Origin of the sequence: Shewanella algidipiscicola (assembly GCF_003605125.1) — a bacterium.
GTDB classification, from domain to species: domain Bacteria; phylum Pseudomonadota; class Gammaproteobacteria; order Enterobacterales; family Shewanellaceae; genus Shewanella; species Shewanella algidipiscicola.
The window spans coordinates 86,887-113,563 of the sequence record NZ_QPQT01000003.1; the positions used below are offsets into that span (position 1 = coordinate 86,887).

Consider the following 26,677-nt stretch of genomic DNA (forward strand, 5'->3'; position numbering starts at 1 on the left):
GTGAAATGATTAGAGTATATACTCTATTTTTACAATAGGACTAATGAAATAGACTGTCTAGTAAATGTTAATGCATGAGATCAAAGTTTTTGAGTTTTTGTTGTTCAATAGTAAGGGGCGTATTGGTAAGTAGTAGGTTACGCAGTGGTATAAGTTGCAACTAAAACGCTTGTTAAGGTCTACTTCATAACGTCTAAATTCGCGGTAAGCGACCATAGTGGTGATAGGCGATATTGTCGGCCCTAAACTCTTTGCTGTAACCATTAAACAGCAAAAGATCCTAATGATTAGCATACCTATTGAACTAAACGTCGCACCCATGCGTATACTCAGCATGAATAACGTTAATCCTAAAAAATTACTGCATAGTAAATGGACCAAAGTGGTCCCCATGAACCGTGAAAAGCACTTTACCATTGTGGAAGTCGAGTTAGATGAACAGCGCAATATTACCCTGTGTATTATCGAGGCGGTGATAAGTCACAAGCAATACTCCATAAATTGGCGTGAATTAAAAGACAAAGCGGTGTGGCGACTCGGTTGGTGTTGACTAGGCGTGCCTGTTAACCGCTTTTTTCGATAAGGATAATTTCTATTTTGGTACAATGATTGTGCGCAATTAGTTTGCGTGTATTTTATTTTGCGGTTATAAATAAGCTAATCAGTTGCGCACAACCTAGTTGTCGTAGATGTTGAAACTGCAGTTATTTGGCCGTGAGCCAATGGGCTGTGCATTGATAATAATTTTATTCAAGGAGAACATGATGAAAACCTTATATCAAACCAGTGCCACAGCGAGTGCAGGACGCAACGGCCATGTCGCCACCGATGATGGAAATCTAGCTCTCATGCTTAGTTATCCAAAAGAGATGGGCGGCAGCGGCGAAGCCACAAATCCAGAGCAACTGTTTGCCGCAGGTTATAGTGCCTGTTTCTCAAATGCGATTTTACACGTTGCCCGCGAAGCTAAAATCGATTTAACTGCAGCGCCAGTGACGGCCAATGTTGGGATTGGTGCGCGTGTAGAAGGTGGATTTGCCTTAAGTGTAGCGTTGAGCGTGATGCTGGATTTACCACAAGCACAAGCGGTTAAATTAGTCGCCACGGCTCATCAAGTATGCCCATACTCGAATGCGGTACGTAACAATATCGACGTGAGTTTGCATGTTAATGGTCAGCAGTTGTAATAAGTTGGTTAACACTGATTAATGGAGAATCATGTTGAATAATATGGCCCCAATATTTGTCACCATCGGCAGGGTGTTACTGGCACTTTATTTCTTGTTACCTGGGATGATGAAATTCATCAGCTGGGATATGCATGTGGCGCTGATGCAAAAGCACAATATGGTGATGATACCTGTGTTATTAGCCGCTGCGGGTGTGTTCCAAATTACTGCGGCATTAGCGTTAATCTTAAATCGTTACACCGGATTGGCTTCACTGTTATTGGCTGGTTTGGTTATCGTGATTAACTTTAGTTTGCATGACTTTTGGAATTTCAACGGGGTAGAAGGTGCGCATGAGATGCAAAACTTCGTTAAAAACCTTGGGATCTTGGCAGGCTTGTTGGTGTTAGCGGGGACAAATCAAACTGCCGACTCACAAAGAGTAAACGCTTAAGCTTGCGAATATGGTGCGCGATAAAATTGTCAAAGCTTATCTGCCATTGCGTTTGAATTGACATGATGAAGCCTGAATAAGGTTAATTGTGTCAATTCTTTTTTATGTTACTTAGTTTGGCGATTTTTCTGGCCACTCTTGACTATGTCTATCCTGCTGTTGTTTTACTGTACTTATCCGCTAAGTACGCTAGGGCGCACTCTGAGTTAGCGTATGGGCAGCGACGACTACCGTATTGGTTGCAACATGTTGCCATTAGCTTAACCGTGTTGGTCGGTGGTTACTGGCTGGTGGATGCGGTAACAGTGGGAGTGCCTCGCTTGCCGCTTATCGTCATGCGCCATTTTGCAGTAGTATTAGCCATTTTACCTTAATAAATTAGTGCCTTAGTTATTTAAGTCGCTTGGGCTTAACGGCGAATGTACAGGCATCACTGGACAAGCCTGTGTTGGCTTGGCGCTGAGCACGCCAATGGCCACTGCCTTTTGGGTAACCCACTATGCTGTTTATTTGCATTAATGGGTTAGTCTGGTTGTTTTTAGGGCTGCGTCTAAGTGGTATGCTAGCGGCGGTTCAAGCTGCCAGTTGCCATTGATGGTGGGGCTGTTAAACAAAAATGAACAGAGGAAGCGTTAGATGATTAATATCAGGTGTAAAAGGTTAGGGGGGCTAGTTAAGCACTTAAGCTATCGCTGCGATCATAGACATTGTTTCTTGGTATTCGACCACACAATTACGACCCTGCAACTTAGCTTGATACATGGCGATATCAGCTCGTTTCATCATGGGGTCAAGGCTTAAGTCAGTGTCGATATTCGTTGTCACACCAAAGCTGGCGGTTATCACTAAATCACTATAATGTGGTTTAGTATTAATGGCTTCTATTGCCGCACGGCATTGCTCTGCCATATTTAATGCAACATCAGCATCTGCATCAGGAAGAAATAGTGCAAACTCTTCTCCGCCCATACGCACAAACAGATCGCGGCTCTTTAACAATGGACGGACAACTTGAGCCACATGCTTTAAGGCCCAGTCTCCGGTCCCATGACCAAGAGTGTCATTGATGGCTTTAAAATTATCGAGATCAAACATCACCACACTAAACTTTCCCTGTCGGGCTATCACATCGATAAATAAGTTTTCCGCGAGATCTTGTCCGGTTCCTCGATTAAATATACCGGTTAGCTGGTCGAGTTCTGAGACACGTTTGTATTTTCGTTTTTGTAAAAACATGGTAGCGCCGAAAATAATAAAAAACACCGAACACCCTAATGCAACTAAGAGTGCCATACTTTCTTTATAGCGTTGTAGCTCCATCACTTTTTGCTGTGCTGTGTACAAGGCTCTATCTTGATTTAGCATTTTGATTTCACGTGTTTTTTCTACATTATCAAATTTGGCTAATTGATAGGCGTAAGCCTTAGCTTTAGTTTCATTATGTAAATTTTCACTGATCTCTTGATAGCGATTCAAATAGTTATAGGCTGATTCAAATTGGCCTTGTTGTTGCGATAAGGCCGCCAGTACTTTGTAAGCATCTTTTTGGTATTGAAGGTTAATTCCATGGCTGGGTGCAGCAATAACAAGATCAGCATAATATTGAGCTTGCTGTGGCTTGCCTAGGCGGTTATAAGCCATAGCCAATAGTGAATGTATATGGTTAATCTCAATCTGATATTGAAATGGTTCATAGGCCTGTAATGCTTTTTCTAAAAAAATGATGCTAGATTCTACGTTTCCTCGTTTGAGTTCGACATCGCCAATCCCTTTAAGTGACATAGCTTCAATCATCATAAAATTATTATCATGGCAGTAATTCATACTGTCATTAAATTGTTGATAGGCACTATTTAACTGATCTTTTTTCAGTTTGGCGACCGCAATATACAGTAGCCCATAACAATGATTTCTAGGATTTTGACGATTATTAAGGCGCAAGGCCTGATTGGCGTAGGTTTCTATTTCCTCCCAGGCCTCCATTTCAAGAAATAATGCCGCAAGCCGTATATAAGAGCTGGCTTTTAACTGCACATCATCTAAGGACTCTATACGGCTTAAATTCCTCTCCATGACGTCGAGAGCTTGTGAAAAAGCATTTAAGCCGATTAATGCTGTTGCTTTGTACAAATATATCGACGTCAGCATGCTATTGGTGGGCGATAACGCTTCGGCTTGATTTAAGATCTCCAGCGCACTGTTATAGTCAGACTGATAAATATGGTAGACGCTATTAAGCACCCAAAAACGGATCTTTTGTTGCTGTGAATAGTCGTCTAGTTGAGGTTTTAATTGTTGCTGTAGCGCTTCAACATCGGCTGGTTTAGAAGCTACAGCCGCTTCGAGCGCATCCAATGATGCATCAATATTTTGCACCACGTCCGCAACCACGATCTTTGGGAAGATCGTGGTTAATAAGGCTAAGAAAATTAAGGTATAGCGTTTCAATTTAGTTATTATCTTTAGGCGCATATACGACTTGATAAATGACACTCTTTTTACTCGGCCCTACCAGCTGGTCGATGCGTGCTTTATCGCCAGACATAATGGCTTCAATTGCTTCGTCACTTAAACCATTCGCTTTCATCACTCCTTTAGGATCGCGCTTATATGCGTCTAATAATGCAGCATCTGAGCCTAATTGTTCAAAAAACTCATTTATTGTTGCCATCTTTTTTACTCTCCATTTTATGCTGAATTTAATATTTGTAGTTTGTTGCGCCGGCAGTCGCATTATCCTAACTCGGCCGCTGTTATCCCTAATTTTGCCAGTACAGCATGGTTAATCGTTAACGCCTTCGATGGTGGCATCAATAACGTGGTAATTGGTGTTAACATGGCGTTGGATAAATCTTTTAATAACAAAGTCTCTATCCGTGGTTCTTGTATCGGTAAATTAGGCGCTTCGTATAAGACCACTTCATGCTCAAGTGGGTACCACTGACTCAATTGCTCAACCAACACTTGTAGCCTATCGGCGTTGGTGTGAAATTGGGTCATGGTATGTTCACCAGCAATGCCAATTTGCCAAAGTAGCAAATACGCCGTTGGATCGGGCGTATGGCAATAAAACATAAACTGACTTGCCTCGAAACTCTGATGGCCAGAGTTACCGGGATCAATCCCTAAATCGGCCCATAAACAGGCCTCTGCCGAAATTCCGGGTTCCATCTTAGCGCTAAATCCCAATTGTCGAACGTTGGCTATAGCCATGTGTGATACACAAGAAAACACACCAGGATGGCCATAAAGTGCACACACCACTTTTTTGTTGGCGCGCACTTCATCAACAATAGCATCAACCATTTGCTGATAACTGTCGCGGCGGTTTTTTACTTCATCGCCCTGAGCGTAATAACATTGCAATGAACGCACATCATTATTAAGGGACTCAAGCCAAGATTGTGCAAAATGATCTGGCACCAAACAAAACACCACATCTGCCTGTTCAATATGACTTTGACTCATGACACTAATCTGTCCGGCTAGATTGAGCCCTGTGCCAACACACACTAAACTTCCCACATTTATATTAGACTTCATTACTCAATCAATCCCATTATGACGTTAATCATTTACCTTCAGATCCAGTGACGATACCGAATATGGCTGTTTGTCATTGGTACAAGGCGTTACTAACGCTCACAAATCACCGGCTCAACATTTATGACTTAACTTACCACAATTATTAACATTGCAAATACTTGTTAATAACTCGGTTGAGTAAATGTGTAAGCATACAGTCCACTTTACCTAAATTAAGGGGATAGTCGTCATCAACAAGTGTGATGTTCCTCTATTCCAGTTATATTCATTTGTATCTGTTACCTGTAATAGATAGGCGATTAAGGTGTTAATCCTCTGGTTCGTTACACCCATGCTAAGTTTGAGGTAAAGTAATAACGTAATGGATCATTGCTCAAGGGGGGCAATCCTCCCATTTTTAACCGCAATTAAAAAGTGAGGTTAGACAGCCATCAGTAGATTATTCAACTGAGATAAGAAACTTATTGGTTTAATCCCTGTCAGACTGAGCATTCGACTCAAGGGATATTTGATAGTCCATTTTAGCTCAACAGCTTGTTTTAACGGCATGCGTCTTATCTGATTAAATAACGATAGCGCTTGTCAGCATGGTCATAGCTTGGGTATTATGGCTAGCAGATTTTTAGGGAAGTAGCGCATTTCAATGACAATAAAAAAGCACAGCATTACTCTATTCGGCGTTGCCGCATTATCACTTTCACTCAGTGCATGCAGTGTTTTTGACTGGCTGATTTACAAACCTGATGTGCCTCAAGGCAACTATATGGAAACTCAGCAAGTTGAAAAACTCCGTATCGAGATGACCAAAGAACAAGTAGAGTATATTTTAGGACGTCCCGTATTGCGCGATAGTTTCGCAGACGATACTTGGTACTATGTTTACCATTATAAAAGTGGTCGTGACGCTAGCATCATACACAAAGAGTTAGTGCTGCACTTCGAGCAAGATAAACTGACCCAAGTGGTTGGCGACTATGAATTATCACCGGAGTTTGCTACGCCACTGGAGCAAAGCTCTTTACCTGAAATGAGATCTTTGGTTAGTGAGCAAGGTGACTTGGTGCCACTAAACCCGGAACAACGTCCAGATACTAAGCCATTGGTTGAAGAGAAAAAAACGCAAGAGCTGAATAAACAGCAAGAATTTGAATGACACAGTTAAGCTCATTTAACTAAGCTTATTTAAAAAATGAGTGGCGTTTACTTCAATAAAAAGGTTCTTAACGCATAAGCCTAAGAACCTTTTTTATTGCAACCAATTTTACAAGCTTGGTTAGTTTACGCGGCCACCTGTAATTTTATTAGCACGGCCTTCATCTTTGGCTTTCTCGGCACGCTTGCGGCGCACATCCTTAGGATCGGCGATTAGCGGGCGATAAATCTCTACTCGTTGCCCTGGCTGAAGTACCTCATCATGCTTAACCGCACGGCTAAAAATACCTAGCTTGACATTTTTAAGATCTATCTCAGGGAAAAAACGGCATATATCACTCTGTTTAACCGCTTCGATGCACGTAGTGCCTGGAGCCACAGTTACCGTAATACGCTTCTGTTGTGTCGGCAGCGCATAGATCACTTCAACTGCAAAACTCTCTTGTTCTATCATAGTGACTCAACTTCCTTCAGTAAACTAAGATTGATAAACGACTTTTGCTCGGCTAGTAAAAGCCGTGACCATAGATGACATTAACTCCTTAAACACCTTACCAAATGCCATATCTACCATGGGATTGGAAAACTCAAAATTGAGTTCAAAATCGACTTTACAGGCATCTTCAGTTAATGCCGTGAATACCCAACAGCCGTTTAAATGCTTAAATGGACCATTTTCTAGAGCCAGCTCAATACGCTCACCGGGGATAACCTGATTTCGAGTGGTAAAGGTCTTACTTATTCCTGCCTTGGAAACATCGACAGAGGCCACCATGGTCTGACCGTCAAATTCATGCACTGTGCCACCAACGCAGCCAGGTAGAAACTCTTTGTAAGACTCAACATCATTTACTAACTCATACATCTGCATCGCACTAAAGCGCACTAATACACTGCGGGAAATCTTGGCCATATGTTCGCTTTACCTAACACCATCGGGCTGACAAATAAAAATCTGGCGCCAATTTTAACACGACCAGCCATAAGGATCACCTACACTGCACCGCGTAAAACTGGGTGAAAAACCATCAATACGTTCACTGAACCCAACAAAAAACAGAAATAATCTCTTCAGCCAATTCCAAATTAAATCGCCGCGCGTATAATAGCTAGCCTATGGCTAAGAAAAACGCAAAAAACTCAAAAAATCCATCAGCGACGATTGCACGCAATAAACGCGCAACTTTCGATTACAAATTTGAAGAAAAATTTGAAGCTGGTTTGTCCTTAATGGGCTGGGAAGTAAAGTCTATCCGAGTCGGAAAAGTAAACCTGTCCGAGAGCTATGTGTTCTTGCGCAACGGTGAAGCTTATCTTTTCGGTTGTACCATTTCCCCACTTAATACTGCATCAACTCATGTTGTATGCGACCCCATGCGCGACAGAAAGCTACTGCTCAATCGCAAAGAGTTGGACAAACTACAGGGATTAGTCGATCGTCAAGGCTACTCCATAGTGCCCATCTCTATGTATTGGCGCAAAGGTGCCTGGGTAAAAATTGAGATTGGTTTAGGTAAAGGCAAGAAAGAACACGATAAGCGCGACGATACCAAAGAGCGCGAATGGAAGATTGAAAAATCTCGTACGATGAAAAAAGCCGTTCAACAGTAATCCAAGATAATCGACTGTTTTAATAGGTGAAAACGTACAGATAAACAACAATCGATTGTATCTACTGGATTAATCCTTGGTAATAGAGGCATTCACGGTTACAATCATATTGTACTGGGGGCGATTCTGGATTCGACAAGATTCACGAAACCCTAGGAGCATGCCGAGGGGCGGTTGGCCTCGTAAAAAGCCGCACAGTTATAGTTGCAAACGACGATAACTACGCTCTAGCAGCTTAGGCTAGCTAGCCATCTTGCTCACGTTTCTCAAATGGGCAGAGTAATAAGATGGTCACCTTTACATTTGATAGCGAGGGAACCACGTTCAGGGGTGAACCGCGAAACAGTACTGAACTCGCCAATTGCAATCCTGTCTTTCGGAGTGTACTTGGTTAACCAAAAGAGAGACTAAGCATGTAGCGCCGAGGATGTAGGCTTTTTGGACGCGGGTTCGAGCCCCGCCGCCTCCACCAACAAAACCAAGGTTAGCAATAACCTTCAAAAGGCCGCTAAACCCCTACCAGACGGGTTTAGCGGCTTTTTTGTATCTGGTGATCACCCACTTAATAAGTAAATACTTAAACTGAAATTTGACTCCTATGTCCACAATTTGCCCACGTAACTAAGATTTTTGACCACAACTAGTCACTTGTCGCTTTATTGTTTCGCAAGTAAATCAGGTTAATTTCATTTCAGTTTTATTTTTGCGTAATTCACTGTTTTAAAACATTTCGATCATTACCCATAATTTTCACGCCTCACGCAAAAAAACACGGAAACGAGACAAAACCCAGCAACTATGCGGCTTTGGTAATTCCACATGCTCTCACAGCGCCTGTATGGAACTGTAAAACACTGAAAAAAACTTCGATCTTTTCAGATCTTCGATCGCATAAAAGCCCTAGGTGTGGCGCTGGCTGCGCCTATGAACTGCAATAATCTAAAACTGAAAAAAAATTAAGGTATAAAGCGCGCAGGAGGGTGAGGAAGAGTGCGGATTTCGTAGCGCAAGCTCAAGCCCCAGAACATTACCAATACAAGATTAACAATAACCTTCAAAGGCCGCTAAACAGTGAGTAGTCCAGCTTAGCGGCTTGTTATGCCAAGGCTCGGCACTTTAACAGTAAAGGCCAAATACTAGATTTGGCTACTGAACGGTATATAGCTTTTTCATGTGACTATGATCCTATCTACAAATCACCAGGGCTAATTTACTTGTCGAGTTTGGCAATTTTTTCAATGATTTTTACTAACTTTCTTTTTAAAAGCTAGGTTGTTAATGGTTATGGTTTACACCCACTTTAAATCTGCGGTTAATTTACCTCTATATTCACATCTTTGATGTTTGCTCTTTGCTGATGTTCTTTCTGCTTGTGAGGAACTCAGCTTAAAGTCAGAGTCTGCTTTATGTGTTTTTTCCTCATATCATAGGAGTTGTTTATATCTGGTTCATTTAACAATGGGCTACTCACTTAACTAAATATGTATCAAAGTCGATTTTTTATAAAAAAGTGCCGGTTAACCAATGTTTTTTGTGATGTTGATCGACAAACGTTGCGGTTATGTTGCGTAGCGCTGGTTGCGCGATGATTAACCTTTACGTTAACGTAGCTTTAAAACGATCGTTTGATTTTGGTGTGAGGATATTTTCTCTTATTAGTTTGATTTTAAACTCTTTTCGATGATTGCCTATAAGGTTAATCAAAACATACTTGACCCTTTGTAGCTTTTACTGAAGCTTGTTGTTGTGTGTTTTTTTTATTACTCGGTGTAATTAAATTACGTTATAAGTTTCATTGGTGGCAGCTTGGTCAAATTGTCAGACAACTTAAGTTAGCGTTAAGTGATATTTGATTGCCATTAATTAAACTCTTTTATTATCAGCGATCTAGGTTGGTTTTTGTGTTTGGTAATACCAATTTTATAGTGGTGTGAATTGCTCTTATTGTTAATTTTATGTTTAAGTTGACTGTTGCAAATACAACCTTTTGTTAGTAGGTTTTATTCAAAAGGTACATGTAGAAGCGCTTCACTCATGATCATCGCGACATTTAGTCTCTGCGGTTTAGTTAGTGAGTTGTTAATTGTGTTACGTCGTACCTTAGAAACAAACTGCCGCGAATAACGAGTCTCAGCAGGCAGAATCAAATGAATTAGAGCTTACTAAATACATACATTAAGACGCGACGCTATGCACTCGGGAGATATCAGGATGACTGAACCAGTATTAAATAAAGAGCAGACGGACACATCCATTCGCATTACGGGTGAAAGTGTTGAAGGACAAGAAACGGTACTTAATGAGGGGGCACTGAGTTTACTCGAAGTGTTATGTCGTGAGTTTGCCGATGAAGTGCCTAAGTTATTAGCTGCTCGCAAAGCTAAGCAAGCAGTGATTGATGGGGGCAGTTTACCTGACTTTTTGCCTGAAACTCGCGCTATCAGAGATGGCGACTGGCAAATCCGTGGTATTCCTGATGATTTAACCGACCGCCGGGTTGAGATCACTGGCCCAGTTGATCGTAAAATGATCATTAATGCCCTGAATGCTAACGTTAAAGTGTTTATGGCCGATTTTGAGGATTCACTGGCCCCCAGTTGGTCTAAGGTGATTGAAGGTCAAATTAATTTACGTGATGCGGTGCGCGGTGAGATTGAGTTTACCGCTCCGGAAACGGGTAAACATTACGCCTTAAAAGACGACCCTGCTGTATTGGTGTGCCGCGTACGTGGCCTTCACCTTATTGAAAAGCATGTCGAGTTTAACGGTAAGCCTATTCCTGGTTCGCTATTCGATTTTTGTCTCTATTTTTACCATAACTATCGTCAACTATTGGCAAAAGGCAGTGGACCTTATTTTTACATTCCTAAGCTGGAAAGCCATGTTGAAGCGCGCTGGTGGGCCAAGGTATTTGCCTTTGTTGAAGAACGTTTTTGTTTAACACCGGGCACCATCAAATGTACCTGTTTGGTTGAAACTCTCCCTGCTGTGTTTGAAATGGAAGAGATCCTTTATGAGCTGCGCTCAAACATCGTAGCGCTTAACTGTGGTCGTTGGGATTATATCTTTAGCTATATTAAAACCCTTAAAAACCATCCAGATCGTGTATTACCTGATAGACAAGCCGTCACCATGGATAAGCCATTTTTGAGTGCTTATTCTCGACTCTTGATTAAAACATGTCATAAGCGTGGTGCATTAGCCATGGGCGGAATGGCAGCATTTATTCCTGCTAAAGATCCAGCGCAAAATGAAGCGGTACTAGCCAAAGTTCGTGGCGATAAAGAGCTCGAAGCGCGCAACGGTCACGACGGTACTTGGGTGGCACATCCTGGTCTTGCTGATACGGCTATGAGTATTTTTAACGAATATATTGGTGAAGATCATGTCAATCAATTGCATATCACTCGTGATGTCGATGCCCCGATTTTAGCCCGAGATCTGCTATTACCCTGTGACGGTGAGCGAACCGAAGCCGGTATGCGCCTCAATATTCGCATTGCGCTGCAATATATCGAAGCTTGGATCAATGGTAATGGTTGTGTGCCTATTTACGGTTTGATGGAAGATGCTGCGACCGCTGAGATCTCTCGCACCTCTATTTGGCAGTGGATCCAACATAAGCAGAAATTGTCCAATGGCAAACTGGTGACTAAGGATTTATTTAAAGAGATGCTCGTTGAGGAGTTAGCCAACGTCAAACTTGAAGTCGGGCCTGATAGGTTTACCCGTGGTAGTTATACCCAAGCGGCGGTGCTGCTAGAGCAGATCACCACTTCTGATGAGCTGGTCGACTTCTTAACATTACCAGGTTATGAAATTTTAACGCAGGCTGATTAGTTTTATCGATTTAACCTATTAATTTAATTCGAATAAATGGGGTAAATGGGTTACCCCAACTCGCAATATTTAGCGCCTTTGGAATGAAGCAGTATTGATTGGCACTGAATCCTAACACACTTATGGAGATGATTATGACTAAGGCAACTACACAGATTTCACGTCAAGAGCAAATTGATGCGATAAAAAAGGACTGGGCTGAAAATCCTCGCTGGGCAGGCGTTCGTCGTCCTTACACAGCGGAAGAAGTAGTCGCCTTACGCGGATCAATTGTGCCAGAAAATACTCTTGCAACTCGCGGTGCTGCCAAGCTATGGGAGTTGGTTAATGGCGGCGCGAAAAAAGGCTATGTTAACTCGCTAGGTGCTTTAACGGGTGGTCAGGCAGTACAACAAGCTAAAGCCGGTATCGAAGCTATTTACCTTTCAGGTTGGCAGGTCGCGGCCGATGCCAACCTCGCGGGCACCATGTACCCAGATCAGTCGCTATACCCAGCGAACTCAGTGCCAGCAGTCGTACAACGTATCAATAACTCGTTCCGTCGTGCTGACCAAATTCAGTGGAGCAACGAAGTTAATCCAGAAGATGAAGGTTACACTGATTACTTCCTACCGATCGTTGCCGATGCTGAAGCCGGCTTCGGTGGTGTTTTGAATGCTTACGAGCTAATGAAAAATATGATTGACGCAGGTGCGGCCGGTGTTCACTTTGAAGATCAGCTAGCGTCAGTGAAAAAATGTGGTCACATGGGTGGTAAAGTACTAGTACCAACTCAAGAAGCGGTACAGAAGCTGGTCTCTGCACGTCTTGCAGCCGATGTAAGTGGCGTTGAAACCCTGGTTATTGCGCGTACTGATGCCAATGCTGCTGATCTACTGACCTCTGATTGCGACCCATATGATGCTGATTTTGTTACTGGTGAGCGTACATCTGAAGGTTTCTACCGCGTGAATGCAGGTATCGAACAAGCGATTTCGCGTGGTCTGGCTTATGCACCTTATGCCGATCTTATCTGGTGTGAAACCGCTAAGCCCGATCTAGAAGAAGCACGCCGTTTTGCTGAAGCAATCCATGCGCAATACCCAGATCAGTTGCTTGCTTATAACTGCTCACCTTCATTTAACTGGAAGAAAAACTTGGATGACGCCACTATTGCACGCTTCCAGCAAGCGCTGTCTGATATGGGTTATAAGTACCAGTTTATCACTTTAGCCGGTATTCATAACATGTGGTACAACATGTTCGATCTTGCTTATGACTACGCTCGTGGCGAAGGCATGAAGCACTATGTTGAAAAAGTACAAGAAGTGGAATTTGCCGCGGCGAAGAAAGGTTATACCTTCGTGGCGCATCAGCAAGAAGTGGGTACTGGTTATTTCGATAAAGTGACAAATGTTATTCAAGGCGGTCAATCTTCAGTGACTGCACTGACAGGCTCTACCGAAGAAGATCAGTTTTAAGGGTAACCCTTTCGACTTGCTGTAGTTTACAGCGGTTGTTCCTCGCACTGTGTCCTACGTGCAGTGCGAGGTTTTTATTTTCATCCAACTTGGATAGACAATTTAGCGTGTTTTGGCGGCCTACCTTGAGTCGCCTTTTTTATTGCCTCCCTTTCTTTTTAAAACCCTCTGACCGTATTTACTCATACTCGTTTGAAACAATAATCTGTCAGTATTGTATGCAGTTTTTTACATGGGAATCGGCATTAATAGATGCCTTCACTCGCTGTCGGCTAAGTTGTGAAGCCTGTGGTTACTCATTCCCAATGTGCTAAGTAAAATGGTAAAACTGTGATGTAATGCAAAAGTATAAAGTCATGTTTATATGTATCTGTTATGTTAATCTTTTTGTGGGTCTATACTTATGGCTACTTAGTGTGGGTTGTGGCGCTGTGACCCTATTTCATTTCTCTTAGAGTCGAGTAACCATTGAAGGCTATTAATCCAGGTAAAGGCACCGATTATTGGGCCAAACGCATCAGTGAACAAGAGATGCCTGCGCTGTCATCTATGGTCAAATCGTTAGAGAAACTGGCCAAAGATGATACCTCCTCCTTGGCCATTTTAGGTCGTAGTGTGATGCATGATAATGCGCTAACCTCGCGCATATTACGGGTTGCGAATAGTGCGATATACAATAAGGGCATCTCCCATGTCACTACGATCAGCCGCGCAGCTGTGGTATTAGGTTTCGATACTATACGTAATATCTGTATCACCGCTAAACTCCTTAGTAGCCTATTAGATAACAAGGGCTTATCTGAGCCTGTATACCAACGTCTGCTGAGTTTAATGGCGCGCGCTTTTCAGGCGGCAATGTTGGCTAAAATGATGCTTATTGAGCACGATGAAGAGTTACAAGAAGAGGTGTTTGTTGCGGCATTACTTTATCATCTTGGCGAAAGTGCCTTTTGGAGTATGGGCGGAGAGATCACCGAGCGGCTCGACGCCGACTTAACTCTCGCCGAACCTGCATTGCAAAGCGGCCTAGTACGCGAGCATTTAGGCACCTCTTTTAACCAATTGTCGATAGGTATTGCAAGAAGTTGGGGCTTAGGTGATGTATTGGTAAAGTCGTTATCTCACCCCGATGACCGTATGCCGGAGATCAGGGCTATTTTTTTAGCTAATAAGATCAGTGAGCAGATGCAAGCTAATCCTATCGACATGATCATGCTTAATAAGCGGATAAAGCAGGCGGCGGATATGTTAGCTATCGATATAGATGAATTTAAAAATCGTATGCTTAGCTGTAGTGACGCCACCCAAAAGTTAGCCGAAAGTTATGGTGCTCACGTGTTAGTGGATTATTTACCTAGTACTAAGGAGTTGGCATTGCCGATGGAGCAGGCTGCTGCAATGAACCCGTTACGTCAACCGAATGTCGCCGTACAAATGAATAAGCTCCGCCAATTAACCGACTGCGCCATGAGCCGAGCTAACTTTAATGAGGTCATTGGCATTACCTTGGAGGGGATGTTAATGGGTATAGGGCTCGATCGATGTAGTGTCATGTTGTTGTCGCCAAATCGCAAACGCTTGCAACCGCGCATTGTGTTGGGTGATAACGCCGAGTCGATGAAGCATGATTTGCTTATTGAGCTGCTGCCACGTAAAAGTGTCTTTTCTGACTGTATAGATCGCAAATTGTCGCTGTTAATCGATAATCCTTACGCAGATAAATGGCGTTTGCATATTACGAGCGAACTCATTAAGCATACCTCGGCAACGGGGTTTATGTTGGCTCCAGTGATCATCGACAATAAAGTGATTGGTATTTTGTATGCGGATCGCCACAGTTCAGATAGGCCAATTATTCAAGATGACTTTGAGCGTTTTACCCACTTTGCGCAACTTACCAATCTGTGTTTGTCTATGACATTAGGTCATTAGATCCACTTTTAAAGTAAAATCCTATTAATGCCAGTTGACAGGATCGAGTTTAAAAAACTGACTCATCTGCTGATAGAGTGCTGGATGTTGTTGATAAAATGGCTCAGGCTGCTCAAAAAAAGTTTCAGTGACGACCGCAAAAAACTCCGCCGGGTTGGTCGCACCGTAATAGTTAAACAGTGAGGGGAGCCGATGTTCAGCTTGATATTGTAAGGTTGCATATTCCTTACGCATTATCTCAGACCACGTGGCGTAATCTCGGGGTGAGGCTAAAATAGGCGCGCCGTTGGAGTGACCATCCTCTTGGTCTAGCTGGTGGGCAAATTCATGGATAACCACATTATGGCCATTATTAGGCTGAGCGGCATCGTCTTTCGCGGTATCCCATGACAGAACCACCTTGCCAAATTCCCATGACTCTCCCGACAAGACGTTTTGTCCATTCCATACTACGCCGTCGGTATTACGCAGTGAGTTGTTGACGATAAAGAGGCTAGGGTAGACCAATATTTGTTTCAATTTGGGATAGTAGTCTGTATTCCTATTGAGCAAGAGCAGGCATGCTTGTGCTGCAATAGTGACCCTGATTTCATCATCAATCACGATACCTTGGCAGCCAATAAATTGTTTTTCGGCAATAAAAATTTTGATGTGTTGTTTAAGTTGTAACTGTAAGTTACTCGGTAAAGCGCGAAAATAGGGCATACGCCGTTTGATTATGGTGCGCCAATGGCGAGGAAAAGGTTGAGCCTTAATTTTGTGCCGTTTAAACCTGATATATGCTGGCTTGAGCAAAATATAGCTAATGGCTGCGCCGCTAAGCAAGACTATGAGAAAAATTGCCAGCATTTCAATCTCCTTTATTCGATATGATTGATATTTGGGCGCGCAATGGGTTTTCAAGGGCGAGGTGCATTGTCTTTGGTGGTGTGCAATAAGTCACCTTGAGTACCCGAGTCCCAATAAATGCATTACAAGTGCTTGTTACTACAACCTTGTCGTTGGACTGTCATCCGCTAAATTGAAGGTCTTGTCTTGTTTGAATTGTGGTTTGGGAGCCTTGCCTAATTAGGGTAACGGTAGGTTTGCTTTCATGAGATGGTAATCAATACAGTAAAGTGGCTGAAACAAAAAAAAGCTGGCAGCGTGGATGAACTATTTGGGAAAGTTCACTGCCAGAAAAGGTCGGAAGAAATAGGGGCCTTACTGTCTTCGTAAAGTGTATTTTTTCGTATTCAAACGCGAGTTTTGAGTCTCTGTTACGTTATTTGATTGACATTTAGAGTTAATCGACATGCATTGATTGCTCTGTTTGTCGACGTTCGGTGTCATTAAGTGAGTAATGATGTTCAATCAAACAGCGGATTAACTTTGATTTAGCCATATCACAGCCATCGGCTAATTCAGCCAGATGGGCGATAGCGGACTCGCTCAAGGTGAAGGTCGCTTTTCGGTAGGGCGCGACGTTTTTATTACGCTGCGCTACAGCCGCACTTGAGGGTAAGGTTAGTGGCTCGCGTACGCCATTAAAGCCGGTTTCAAGTGCAATGACTTGTGCCGCGGTGCGGCTGTGCTCGGGGCGTCCGCTGGCATAATGGTCGGCATCATTAATGAAGTCATTAATCAATGCATCTAACGAAACCTGTTTAGCCTGTCGCTGACCATTGTTTTGTTCACACTGCGTAGCGTTTTTCTTGAGATCCGCCAGTCCCATAGTTACCTCTTAACTTATCCATCTGCTTTTTGGTGAGACGCTTGCGTATTTCCGTGGCACTGGCAGCTTGCAACATTTCACAGGCAATAGTGCGGATCTCGTCGGCGGCTTTGCTTTTTGGGTCGGTTTCCATAACGGATAAACCTGACTCTTCACTGTCATCATAAATATTACGACTGTAAGTGATCGCATCGAGTACATTAATATCGTAGGTTTTGCAGACTTCTTTGGCTTCGATAATGCGATTGGCCTGATTAGGCAGGCTAGGGCATTGAGTGATAACAAATGAAGCGCGCATGTTAGGGTTAATCATCATACACGTGGCGACGATATCGTCCATATGGCTTACGGTTTTGAGGTCGCGGCGTTTAGGTCTGAGCGGCATCAATACATGAGAGGCCACAGACATACTCGCTCGAAGGGCTAAGTTATCTTGTCCGCCACAATCAACAATCACGAAATCATAATGCTGTTCTAGGCTGAGCAAGTCGTTGCGAATTTTACCGTACAACTGCACGCAGTTAATACTGGCTAAATTGCTATTGTTATTGCGCGCTTGGATCCAGTCTGATGTGGTGCGCTGGGGATCGCAGTCAACCATGATAACCGAGGCGCCACACTCTATCGTTAGAAATACAGCTACGTTTTGGGCTAAGCAACTCTTGCCGCTGCCGCCTTTTTCACCGCCAACTAAAATGATCATTTCGTTCCTCTCGACTGTGAATGATTGCCGATGTTATTGATTTTTAGCTCGTAAATCCCTGAGGGGGACGCTACTTAACGCCTTGCTGAATCGATCTTGTTTGTTAATTTAGGGGCTAATGTGTTATCCGTCAACAGTATGATTTTTGACACTTTTTTTTGATAATGGCAGGCGCCATTATATTGACCTAGATGGATGAGCGGCAAAAAGTTGGCGCTAATCGTCGCAGTGGTTTAATTTTTTATTATATGTTTTTTAACAATGAGTTATATGTTTTGCATGACGTTATGATACGGAACATGACTCGGATGGATATGGCATAGGTAGATAAACAGGGTTGCTTATATGTTAATTTGTTTTGGTGTTTAGGTTTTACATTCAAATTTAATATATCTCTTATGGAGACAGCTGGGTGATTAGGGTGTGACTTAAGACTTAGGGAAGCATCCAAGGCTAGGCAGGGATGGTACTTTATGTTCCAATAGCCCTCCCAAATGGCTCCCAAATGGCTCCCAGATGAGGACACTCAATGGATGACAAGCTGCTGCTCGAAGCAATTAATCAAACCATGCCGTTTGGCAAATATGCCGGACGTAAGTTACTTCAGCTACCCGAACCTTATTTAGTTTGGTTCCATAGCAAAGGATTTCCTGAGGGTAAGCTAGGTCAACAGTTGGCCTTGATGTATGAGATCAAACTCAATGGATTAGAGGAAATGCTTGCGCCGCTATTAGTTCCCAAGCAGTAACCTTAATATTTGGGAATGAGAGCTTGCTCTAAAACTTTAGTATTGCTAGGCAATTTCCCTGAATCGACTAAAGATTTATCACCTAAGGCATGCTTTAATGCAAAGGTGATCTTAAATTAGATAAGGAAAGATGATGATAGCTAAATTAGTACGTTTGGTTGCAGTGGCTACTCTGGCTTTGGGTATTTCGAGCGCATGGGCGGCGGGTATTGTGCATGAAGGTAAAGTGCTCGACACCATGAATGCAGGTGGTTATACCTATGTACAGATTAAACAAGCGGATAAAACCTTTTGGGCTGCTGGCCCTCAGGTCGAATTAACCAAAGGTGATGTCGTTGTCGTGCAAGAGCAGATGTGGATGAATGATTTCACTAGCAAAACACTGAATCGCACTTTTGATGAATTATTATTTGTTGGCCGTATCGATAAAAAATAACCCGTCTGCTTACTATTCTTTTAATAGCACCGATATGCCATTATCGGTGCTATTTTTTTGTCTCGATTTAATGCAAACTAGCGTCACTTTAAGACTACCTTAACTATCTATGTACAGTGTGATCCCTTATCAGGCTGGATATGCCTTGCAAGTCAGTCGACTTTACCACAGTGCAGTGCAACAGATTGCGGAGTGCCATTACAGCGCGGCGCAAAAACAGGCTTGGTCAGCGGCACCAAGATCGGCCTACCATTGGCATAAGCGACTGACGCGGACAGCAGCCTGGCTAATGGTTGATACTGAGCAGTATGTGGGTGAACATTGGCTATGTGTTGGGTTTATTAATGTTGAAACCCATTTTCATAGCCGTGGTTATATCGACAGCTTATATGTGTTGCCTGAATATCAAGGGAAGGGACTTGCAAAGACGCTGTATCAAACCGTTGAGCGATGGGCGTTGCAAACAGGTGTTAACCGTTTGAGTGTCGATGCCTCTAGGCTGTCGCACGCCCTATTTACCTCCCAAGGCTTTAACTTGCATCACAGGCGTTATCAAGAGAAGTGTGGCCAAGTATTCCAAGCCTTTTACTTGTCAAAAACGCTGTCATAATCTTTTGTTAAATTAAATACTAGGGCTAAGCTTAAGGCCAAAGATGGCTGGTGTATTCGACTTGCGGTGTTAATAATCCGTTTAACCCCTGCTGACGTTCCATAAAGCGAATGAATGCGTTAGGTAGGGTTAACTCCTCTAAAGGATGTTGCCACTGCGCTTCGAGCAGCGGATGGTAGCCCTCCTTGCCTGACGCCGTATAGTTTGATGAGACACCATAATAATAGCTATCGAGGCTCACTGGATACCATAACTTTTGCTCATGTTGGATCCTTAACACCTCTAGCGTGAGGATCCGTTCACCTATGGGGCGGCGACCATCATAGCAATAGCGCAAACCATAAGTGTACGGAAAACTACCGGCCCCAGTACCAGAAATACTGTTATTTGTTGCCGAGTTAATCGCCGACTCTATAGTCTGATATAAAAACTTTCCCTGAATTCGGTATTGCACTAATGGTAAGGCGAAGGGCAATAAGCGGCCTAATACATCGGCCATGGTCACCGGACCTTTATTTAACGACTGACGCACACCGCCGGCATTGTGTAGGGCAAAGTCGAGCTCAGTGTTTAACCGCTTGGTTTCATGATAAATGCTTTTACATACCCAAGGGGCGATCTCACTGCCGTGAGGAAGTGCCTTACTGGGCAAGCGGGTATGAACTAAGTTGCGAGGAATAAAACCCAGCACTTGATGTTCCAGCGCGGTGATCGCTGGGCGATATTGCTGCTGAATAACCCTATGTATTTCATCGTCTTGTTCATCCCATAATACATGGGGGTGGTCATCGAGTTGTTGCCACAGCTGCTGATAAACCTCGGGATTGATTTGCTCTTCTGATTCGATGATCAAGTGTTTATCGAGCATAAAATAGTTACTGCCATCAAGGGCGGTAACTTCACCCTGGGCATTAAATTCGATATTACACAGCCCTAATGTTTCGGCGTATTTACCAGCATGCAAAATAGGAGTGTTATTGATGCGCTCACCATAGGGGAGGGCATTAATGCCTAGACTGGCAAAATCACCCTGCAGGGTATGGGAGTGGCCGCCCACGATAAGGCTGATGCCATCAACTGACGCTGCCAGTTGCTTGTCCATGTCCCAACCCAAATGGCTCAGCACAATTATGTGCTTTATCCCTTGGCGGTGTAATGCATTAACGGTATTTCGCGTGGTGTCGATGGCATTGGCAAATAGCGTGTCGTCATCGGGGCGCGCGATCAACTTCATTTGATCTAGGGTTATCCCCATGATCGCCATTTGAGTATTGCCAAGCGGTTTAAGTAAAGTTTTGGCTATCTTCTCTTGGTGAGCATAGTCAAATAGGCGTGGATGATTTCTCAGTGGCGCCTCTTTATTAGCCTCTTCCTGGCTCAGATCCATGTTACCCGCTAATAGCGGGAAGTCGATAGCGTCGAGAAAGTCTTTTACTGGGCCGTTGCCCGCATCAACTTCATGATTGCCTAGCACCATAGCATCTGGGCTAAGCCGTCTTAATAGGTCGGCATTGGCCACACCTTTAAATTGATTAAAATAAAGAGTGCCCTGAAAGCTATCGCCGCCATGGAGAAATAAGAAGGATTGCCGCGAGGCTTTTGCCTGCTTACGCGCGTGTTCAACGTGATAGCCAATGCGCGCATAACCACCACTATGGCCATACACTTCATACTGCTTTTGTTGCTCAGTAAGTAAAAATTGCACCCGAGAAGGGTCGAAATGTGAATGGGTGTCGTTAATGTGCGCAAGCTTAAGGGTATATCTTATTGTCATGTAGGCCTCTTGTTTCAAAGAAGGATTATAACGCACCAAACTAAAATGAAAAAGGGAAGCCGAAGCTTCCCTTTAAAATGCTATATTATCTAACGGAGCGTGTTGAGGCTCCGTTATGTCAGTTAGGCTTATTTAATGACAATATCTTGTTGTTTATCGTCGCCAATATGGTCGTTACTGGTATCGTCGTCGAAGGCGCCTTCATCAGAGATGCGGATACCTTTATGGGTCATTCGACGTTTCCATAACTTACGCGCCAGTTGCTGCATATCGGTAACCGGATCATTGCTGTCAACGATTTCAAGTCCCAGTAGCGACTCAATAATGTCCTCTAAGGTCACCAAACCTTGGTTACTGCCGTATTCATCGACGACCATGGCAATTTTGGTGCTGCGTTTAATCATCAATTCAAATAACGGTAATATTTTTGCTGTTTCAGGGACGATCAGCAAGTTACGCTTCAGTGCCGAAATTGGGGCGTCGGGCGTATTACGCTCAGACAGCAATATCGCGTTACGGTTGATGTAACCTATGATGTTATCGCGATCATCCTCGAATATGGGGATGCGAGTAAACGGACTTTTTTGGTGTCTTTTCGCAAAGTCTTGTTGAGTCATATTGCCGTCCAAGCTGAACATCACCGTTCTGGGGGTCATGATCGCAGTAACTGGCATCTCTTTAACCGATAACATCTGGGTTAAAATTTTAGACTCTTGCTCGTCGAGCTCACCTGACTCATGCCCAATCTTGGCCATCGCACTCAACTCTTGGCGTATGTAGGCACCGTCATCACCCTTACCCATTAATTGGGTCACTTGCTGCGACATCCAGATTAAAGGTTTGGTAATACGTTCCATCCAGACTAAGGCCAGCGATACGCTAGGGGCTAGGCTGCGCCAATAGTTTGCGCCTAATGTTTTCGGAATAATTTCTGAAAAGAACAGAATTAAGAACGTCAGTACACCAGAAAATATACCTAACATTTCATCGCCAAAGACTTTTGCAGCTTGTGCGCCCGCCACCGCGGCACCGACAGTATGAGCTATGGTGTTGAGCGTTAGAATCGACACCAGAGGTGACTCAACATTAGCCTTTTGCTGACTTAAACGTTCAGCTGCTGCAGGATTAGTCTCTTTCAAATTAGCAATGTAGCTAGGTGTGACAGATAATAGTACTGCTTCAAATACGCTACAGAGAAACGAGACTCCAATAGCGACCAAGATAATCACAATAAGGGTTATCATAGTGGGGTTAAAATAACTCCGAGTAACAAGCCAATATTAGCTCAGCGGCAATAATATCATAGTCTATTTCGTTGCTGGCTAAAATTTGCAGGTGTCTGTATAATTCGCCGCCCTGTGGCAGGTATTTGGTGTTGAGGTTAGTCAAAATGAGTGAGAAAAAGATCAATTTATTGGATCTTGACCGTAAAGGGTTAAGAGCATTGTTTTCCGAGATGGGTGAAAAGCCGTTTCGTGCCGATCAATTGATGAAGTGGATTTATCATTTTGGCGTGAGTGACTTCGAAGAGATGACCAATATCAACAAGGTGCTGCGTGGCAAGCTTGCCGAGCGCTGTGAAATTGTTGCTCCTGAGATCTCTAATTACCAAAAATCTGCTGACGGCACCATCAAGTTTGCCATCAACGTAGGTAACGGCCAAGAAGTGGAAACGGTATATATTCCTGAAGAAGACCGTGCCACCTTGTGTGTATCGTCGCAAGTGGGTTGTGCGCTAGAGTGCACCTTCTGTTCAACGGCGCAGCAAGGGTTTAACCGTAACTTGACGGTGTCAGAGATTGTCGGCCAAATCTGGCGTGTGTGTCATTTTTTAGGTTTTCAAAAAGAGACGGGTGATCGTCCGATTTCAAACGTGGTGATGATGGGAATGGGTGAGCCGCTGCTCAACCTGAAAAACGTCATGCCTGCTATCGATATCATGCTTGATGATTTTGGTTTTAGTTTATCTAAGCGCCGGGTCACGGTATCTACCTCTGGTGTAGTGCCCGCATTAGATATACTTGGCGATAATTTAGATGTGGCGCTGGCGGTCAGTATTCATGCCCCTAACGATGAACTGCGTGATGTGCTCGTTCCCGTTAATAAAAAGTATCCTTTGGAAGACTTCTTAGCGGCTATTCGTCGTTACTTAGCCAAGTCAAATGCCAACCGTGGCCGAGTGACGGTTGAGTATGTGATGCTTGATCACATTAATGACAGCACAGAGCAAGCCCATGAATTGGCCCAATTGATGAAAGACACCCCGTGTAAAATCAATTTGATCCCTTTTAATCCGTATCCAGGTTCGCCTTATGGTCGCTCGTCAAATTCACGTATCGACAGATTCTCTAAGGTGTTGATGGAATATGGCTTGACTGTTATTGTGCGTAAGACTCGCGGCGATGATATTGACGCGGCTTGTGGGCAGTTAGCCGGTGATATTCGAGACAGAACTAAACGTTTAGCGAAAAAACGCATGCAAGATAGTCAGATTTCAGTCACAATAAACTAACTTATTGTATCTGCTAATAGTATAGGCTTGCGAATCATGCTCAAAAAGCCAAAAATGGTGTTGTTGATTAGCCTGACATCCTTAATGATGTCAGGTTGTGTGACCGAACGAACCTATAGCGGCACCGATGTGCCGGTTACTGAGCGTGCCTTTGATAATGTCTCAGCTGCGCGTCAGCGAGTTCAACTGGGGTTGACCTATCTACAAAAGGGCAACAGCGAGCAAGCCAAGTATAACCTTGATAAAGCATTAGAATTCGCTCCCAATCTCGAAGATGTCCACGTGGCGCTCGCCTACTATTATCAGGCTGTTGGTGAAATTGAACTGACCGAAAAAGCCTATCGTCAAGCGATTAATGCTAGCGATGCTACGGGAGACTCGATGAATAACTTCGGCGTCTTCTTATGTCAGCAGAAAAAGTATGACCAAGCTGAACAAATGTTCCTTAAAGCGGTCAAAATGCCCAAATATACCCGTTCTGCAGCCAGCTATGAAAACTTAGGGATCTGCAGCCGTGAGTCGGGTGATTTAAAAAAAGCACAACGTTACTTTGGCATGGCGCTTAATTACGATCCTCGCCGTGCAACTTCATTATTAGAACTGAGTGAAATAGATTTTGAGCTCGGTCACTATCAAGCGGCCAAAGATGGATTAGCTCGTTATCATAGAGTTGTAGCTGAGTCCGCTCAAAGTCTAGCGTTGGGAATTAAAATAGAGCAAGGCCTCAATAATACGGAAGCGATGAAGAAATTTGGTATTTTATTACTGGCTAAATTTCCTAGCTCTGATGAGGCTAAGCAGTATCGAGAAAGTATGTACTAATGACAGATGATAAAATCGATATGCTCAATAGCGATGATAATAGCACTCATCCGGCCCCAAAACTTGGCGAGCTGCTCAAGCTAGCGCGAGAAAAACAGGGGTTAAGTGTGGCACAAATGGCAGATTTACTGCATTTACGCCCCTCCATTGTTATCGATATTGAAGCTGACAATTTTGATAATATCGCTTCGGTAACCTACGCCAAAGGTTATATTAAAAACTATGCCCGTATCGTTGGTTTAAACAAGCAGGAGCTTGACGAGGCGTTGGCGCATCATTTTCCGGTGATCAATGCACCAACTATGCAGAGTTTTTCACGAAAAACTACCCGTCAAGCCAGAGATGGCCGCCTGATGATGGTCACCTACTTTATTATTTTCGTCTTATTGGCTTTACTCGTGCTTTGGTGGGTACAAAAGTCAGATATGGCAGCGGTTGATCTGTCACAGTTAACTGCAGAGGAGGTCGCTGATATATCCCTTGAAGCATCGGCCAACCCGACGGGTACGCTGTTTGATGCTGGTCAGCAATTGATTAAAGCTGATGAAATAGCAGAAGATGTGGTTACCCCTGAAGAACTCAATGCTCCAAGTTCCAGTGTTGCTCAATCTATGGTATCTGGGGCTAATGATTCTGGAACTGCAGTAACAGAGACAGAAGGGATGACTGAACGTGCTAGCGAGACCGCTATCGCCCCCCCCGCTGCAATTATCCAAACTCCAGTAAGCAGCTCAAACAGCCAAGGTGCTTCAACTGCGTCGGCTGTGGCGATGAACTTAAGTGATGATTGCTGGATTAAGGTTACCGATGCGCAAGGCAAAACCTTAGTTAACGGTTTAAAGAAGGCTGGGAGTCAGTTGAATGTCTTTGGGCAGGAACCGTTTAAGGTTATATTAGGTGCGCCGCAATCGCTGACCTTGAGTATCAATGGCAAAAACATCGATTTGGCCAAGTTCCCTAAGGGGCGAGTGGCGAGATTGACATTAACTAGCTCAGCCAATCTTTGACGTAGAAGAGTAAATTAAGATGTACAACGAGTCTCCAATCATTAGACGCCCATCGACACGTATTTATGTGGGTGATGTTCCTATCGGTGATGGCGCACCTATTGCTGTGCAATCGATGACCAATACTCGCACTACCGATGTTGACGCTACCGTGGCTCAAATTCGAGCCTTAGAAAAAGTCGGCGCCGATCTGGTGCGTGTTTCTGTGCCCACCATGGATGCCGCCGAAGCCTTCAAGTTGATTAAACAGCAGACCAATATTCCGCTTATTGCCGACATTCATTTTGATTATCGTATTGCCCTTAAAGTGGCTGAATACGGCGTTGACTGCCTGCGTATCAACCCTGGCAATATAGGTAATGAAGAGCGTATTCGCAGTGTGGTTGAATGTGCTAGAGACAAAAATATTCCTATTCGTATCGGTGTTAATGGCGGTTCATTAGAGAAAGATCTAATGGACAAATACAAAGAGCCCACACCCGAGGCGCTGCTTGAGTCAGCCATGCGGCATGTGGATATTCTCGATCGCCTCAACTTCGATCAGTTTAAAGTCAGTGTTAAGGCGTCCGATGTGTTTTTAGCCGTCGAGTCTTACCGTTTACTGGCTAAGCAGATTAAACAACCACTGCACCTTGGTATCACCGAAGCAGGTGGCGCCCGCGCGGGCTCGGTAAAGTCTGCCGTTGGTTTAGGCATGTTATTGGCAGAAGGCATAGGCGATACCCTGCGTATTTCACTAGCCGCCGATCCAGTTGAAGAGATTAAAGTTGGCTTTGATATTTTAAAGTCACTGCGCATTCGCTCTCGTGGGATTAACTTTATCGCTTGTCCATCGTGTTCTCGCCAAGAGTTCGATGTGATTGCTACCGTTAACGCTCTCGAGCAACGCCTCGAAGATGTGGTTACCCCTATGGATGTGTCAATTATTGGATGCGTGGTCAATGGACCCGGTGAGGCGCTAGTCTCAGATATCGGTCTGACCGGTGGCCATCGTAAGAGTGGCTATTATGCCGATGGTGTTCGTCAAAAAGAGCGTTTCGATAATGAACATATTGTCGATCAGCTCGAGGCGAAAATACGCGCTAAAGTGGCGGCAGTTAATGCCCGCATCCCGGCGAGCGATATCAGTAAGTAACCCCATTTTTTGGTGTCACAGTCGCGGTAATGTCCGCCACTGTGGCATAGCT

26 protein-coding genes and 1 other RNA gene are annotated in these 26,677 nt (G+C 43.8%); 17 read left to right on the top strand and 10 right to left on the bottom strand.

Annotation, left to right across the window (positions count from 1 at the left end; translation table 11 throughout):
- Window positions 1-334: 334 nt before the first annotated feature.
- The 4 genes from DVO77_RS04055 (at window position 335) to DVO77_RS04070 (ending at window position 1,997) form a co-directional block, all read left to right on the top strand.
- Window positions 335-550, top strand: a complete 216-nt coding sequence (locus tag DVO77_RS04055; RefSeq protein ID WP_119977580.1) for a TIGR02450 family Trp-rich protein — start codon at window positions 335-337, stop codon at window positions 548-550.
- Window positions 551-764: 214 nt separating this feature from the next.
- Window positions 765-1,187 carry an organic hydroperoxide reductase Ohr gene (ohr, locus tag DVO77_RS04060; RefSeq protein WP_110456458.1) on the top strand — a complete coding sequence of 141 codons (423 nt, stop codon included), beginning with the start codon at window positions 765-767 and terminating at the stop codon, window positions 1,185-1,187.
- Window positions 1,188-1,218: 31 nt separating this feature from the next.
- A complete protein-coding gene (locus DVO77_RS04065) occupies window positions 1,219-1,623 on the top strand; it encodes a DoxX family protein (RefSeq protein ID WP_373317378.1) in 405 nt (134 codons plus the stop codon).
- A gap of 116 nt (window positions 1,624-1,739) precedes the next feature.
- Entirely contained in the window at window positions 1,740-1,997 is a 258-nt protein-coding gene (locus DVO77_RS04070) for a hypothetical protein (RefSeq protein WP_162924139.1), read from the top strand.
- A 307-nt stretch (window positions 1,998-2,304) separates the two neighbouring features.
- Here the strand turns inward: DVO77_RS04070 and DVO77_RS04075 are convergent, their stop codons facing one another.
- The 3 genes from DVO77_RS04075 to DVO77_RS04085 form a co-directional block, all read right to left on the bottom strand.
- Complete coding sequence (locus DVO77_RS04075; protein ID WP_162924140.1) at window positions 2,305-4,071, bottom strand: GGDEF domain-containing protein; 1,767 nt, start codon at window positions 4,069-4,071, stop codon at window positions 2,305-2,307.
- 1 nt (window position 4,072) lies between these two features.
- Window positions 4,073-4,294, bottom strand: a complete 222-nt coding sequence (locus DVO77_RS04080; RefSeq protein ID WP_110456456.1) for a hypothetical protein — start codon at window positions 4,292-4,294, stop codon at window positions 4,073-4,075.
- 62 nt (window positions 4,295-4,356) lie between these two features.
- Window positions 4,357-5,148, bottom strand: a complete 792-nt coding sequence (locus tag DVO77_RS04085; protein WP_211328771.1) for an SAM-dependent methyltransferase — start codon at window positions 5,146-5,148, stop codon at window positions 4,357-4,359.
- 664 nt (window positions 5,149-5,812) lie between these two features.
- On the opposite strand from DVO77_RS04085, the gene DVO77_RS04090 reads away from it, so the two are divergent.
- Entirely contained in the window at window positions 5,813-6,322 is a 510-nt protein-coding gene (locus DVO77_RS04090; protein WP_110456454.1) for an outer membrane protein assembly factor BamE, read from the top strand.
- A gap of 120 nt (window positions 6,323-6,442) precedes the next feature.
- Here the strand turns inward: DVO77_RS04090 and DVO77_RS04095 are convergent, their stop codons facing one another.
- Both DVO77_RS04095 and DVO77_RS04100 read right to left on the bottom strand, forming a co-directional pair.
- Window positions 6,443-6,775, bottom strand: a complete 333-nt coding sequence (locus tag DVO77_RS04095; protein ID WP_110456453.1) for an RnfH family protein — start codon at window positions 6,773-6,775, stop codon at window positions 6,443-6,445.
- 24 nt (window positions 6,776-6,799) lie between these two features.
- Window positions 6,800-7,234: a type II toxin-antitoxin system RatA family toxin gene (locus DVO77_RS04100; RefSeq protein ID WP_110456452.1), complete on the bottom strand. Its 435-nt coding sequence runs from the start codon at window positions 7,232-7,234 to the stop codon at window positions 6,800-6,802.
- A gap of 203 nt (window positions 7,235-7,437) precedes the next feature.
- Here DVO77_RS04100 and smpB point away from each other — a divergent pair, with 203 nt between their 5' ends.
- The 5 genes from smpB to DVO77_RS04125 all read left to right on the top strand — a co-directional run bounded on the left by smpB (window position 7,438) and on the right by DVO77_RS04125 (window position 15,164).
- A complete protein-coding gene (gene smpB / locus DVO77_RS04105; protein ID WP_110456451.1) occupies window positions 7,438-7,932 on the top strand; it encodes an SsrA-binding protein SmpB in 495 nt (164 codons plus the stop codon).
- A gap of 116 nt (window positions 7,933-8,048) precedes the next feature.
- Window positions 8,049-8,404: a transfer-messenger RNA gene (gene ssrA, locus DVO77_RS04110) on the top strand.
- Window positions 8,405-10,143: 1,739 nt separating this feature from the next.
- The gene (aceB, locus tag DVO77_RS04115) at window positions 10,144-11,772 is read left to right on the top strand and encodes a malate synthase A (RefSeq protein WP_162924141.1); all 1,629 of its coding nucleotides are present in this window, start codon (window positions 10,144-10,146) and stop codon (window positions 11,770-11,772) included.
- A 134-nt stretch (window positions 11,773-11,906) separates the two neighbouring features.
- Window positions 11,907-13,232: an isocitrate lyase gene (gene aceA / locus DVO77_RS04120; RefSeq protein ID WP_119977439.1), complete on the top strand. Its 1,326-nt coding sequence runs from the start codon at window positions 11,907-11,909 to the stop codon at window positions 13,230-13,232.
- Window positions 13,233-13,763: 531 nt separating this feature from the next.
- Window positions 13,764-15,164, top strand: a complete 1,401-nt coding sequence (locus tag DVO77_RS04125) for an HDOD domain-containing protein (RefSeq protein ID WP_119977581.1) — start codon at window positions 13,764-13,766, stop codon at window positions 15,162-15,164.
- A 24-nt stretch (window positions 15,165-15,188) separates the two neighbouring features.
- Here DVO77_RS04125 and DVO77_RS04130 read toward each other — a convergent pair whose 3' ends face one another.
- From DVO77_RS04130 to DVO77_RS04140, 3 genes are all read right to left on the bottom strand, one after another.
- Complete coding sequence (locus tag DVO77_RS04130; protein WP_119977440.1) at window positions 15,189-16,013, bottom strand: M90 family metallopeptidase; 825 nt, start codon at window positions 16,011-16,013, stop codon at window positions 15,189-15,191.
- 436 nt (window positions 16,014-16,449) lie between these two features.
- Entirely contained in the window at window positions 16,450-16,878 is a 429-nt protein-coding gene (locus DVO77_RS04135) for a CopG family transcriptional regulator (RefSeq protein WP_110456446.1), read from the bottom strand.
- Entirely contained in the window at window positions 16,838-17,581 is a 744-nt protein-coding gene (locus DVO77_RS04140) for an AAA family ATPase (RefSeq protein WP_119977441.1), read from the bottom strand. The genes DVO77_RS04135 and DVO77_RS04140 overlap by 41 nt, the downstream gene beginning before the upstream one ends.
- Window positions 17,582-18,110: 529 nt before the next feature.
- Here DVO77_RS04140 and DVO77_RS04145 point away from each other — a divergent pair.
- The 3 genes from DVO77_RS04145 (at window position 18,111) to DVO77_RS04155 (ending at window position 19,375) form a co-directional block, all read left to right on the top strand.
- A complete protein-coding gene (locus DVO77_RS04145; protein ID WP_110456444.1) occupies window positions 18,111-18,329 on the top strand; it encodes a DUF3820 family protein in 219 nt (72 codons plus the stop codon).
- Window positions 18,330-18,462: 133 nt separating this feature from the next.
- Window positions 18,463-18,765 carry an NrfJ gene (locus DVO77_RS04150; RefSeq protein ID WP_110456443.1) on the top strand — a complete coding sequence of 101 codons (303 nt, stop codon included), beginning with the start codon at window positions 18,463-18,465 and terminating at the stop codon, window positions 18,763-18,765.
- Between the two features lie 145 nt (window positions 18,766-18,910).
- A complete protein-coding gene (locus tag DVO77_RS04155) occupies window positions 18,911-19,375 on the top strand; it encodes a GNAT family N-acetyltransferase (protein ID WP_308444026.1) in 465 nt (154 codons plus the stop codon).
- Window positions 19,376-19,406: 31 nt separating this feature from the next.
- Here DVO77_RS04155 and DVO77_RS04160 read toward each other — a convergent pair whose 3' ends face one another.
- Window positions 19,407-21,149: a bifunctional metallophosphatase/5'-nucleotidase gene (locus DVO77_RS04160; protein ID WP_119977443.1), complete on the bottom strand. Its 1,743-nt coding sequence runs from the start codon at window positions 21,147-21,149 to the stop codon at window positions 19,407-19,409.
- A 128-nt stretch (window positions 21,150-21,277) separates the two neighbouring features.
- Window positions 21,278-22,393, bottom strand: coding sequence for a CNNM domain-containing protein (locus DVO77_RS04165; protein ID WP_110456440.1), 1,116 nt, complete (start codon window positions 22,391-22,393; stop codon window positions 21,278-21,280).
- Between the two features lie 146 nt (window positions 22,394-22,539).
- Between DVO77_RS04165 and rlmN the strand changes: the two genes are divergently transcribed.
- The 4 genes from rlmN to ispG are packed head-to-tail and all read left to right on the top strand — an operon-like array spanning window position 22,540 to window position 26,625.
- Window positions 22,540-23,661, top strand: coding sequence for a dual-specificity RNA methyltransferase RlmN (rlmN, locus tag DVO77_RS04170; protein ID WP_119977444.1), 1,122 nt, complete (start codon window positions 22,540-22,542; stop codon window positions 23,659-23,661).
- Window positions 23,662-23,697: 36 nt separating this feature from the next.
- Window positions 23,698-24,483: a type IV pilus biogenesis/stability protein PilW gene (gene pilW / locus DVO77_RS04175; RefSeq protein WP_119977445.1), complete on the top strand. Its 786-nt coding sequence runs from the start codon at window positions 23,698-23,700 to the stop codon at window positions 24,481-24,483.
- On the top strand, window positions 24,483-25,490 hold the full coding sequence (rodZ, locus tag DVO77_RS04180; protein WP_119977446.1) for a cytoskeleton protein RodZ: 1,008 nt from the start codon (window positions 24,483-24,485) through the stop codon (window positions 25,488-25,490). Before pilW ends, rodZ begins: the two co-directional genes overlap by 1 nt.
- 19 nt (window positions 25,491-25,509) lie before the next feature.
- Complete coding sequence (gene ispG, locus DVO77_RS04185) at window positions 25,510-26,625, top strand: flavodoxin-dependent (E)-4-hydroxy-3-methylbut-2-enyl-diphosphate synthase (RefSeq protein ID WP_119977447.1); 1,116 nt, start codon at window positions 25,510-25,512, stop codon at window positions 26,623-26,625.
- The last annotated feature ends 52 nt before the right edge of the window (window positions 26,626-26,677 follow it).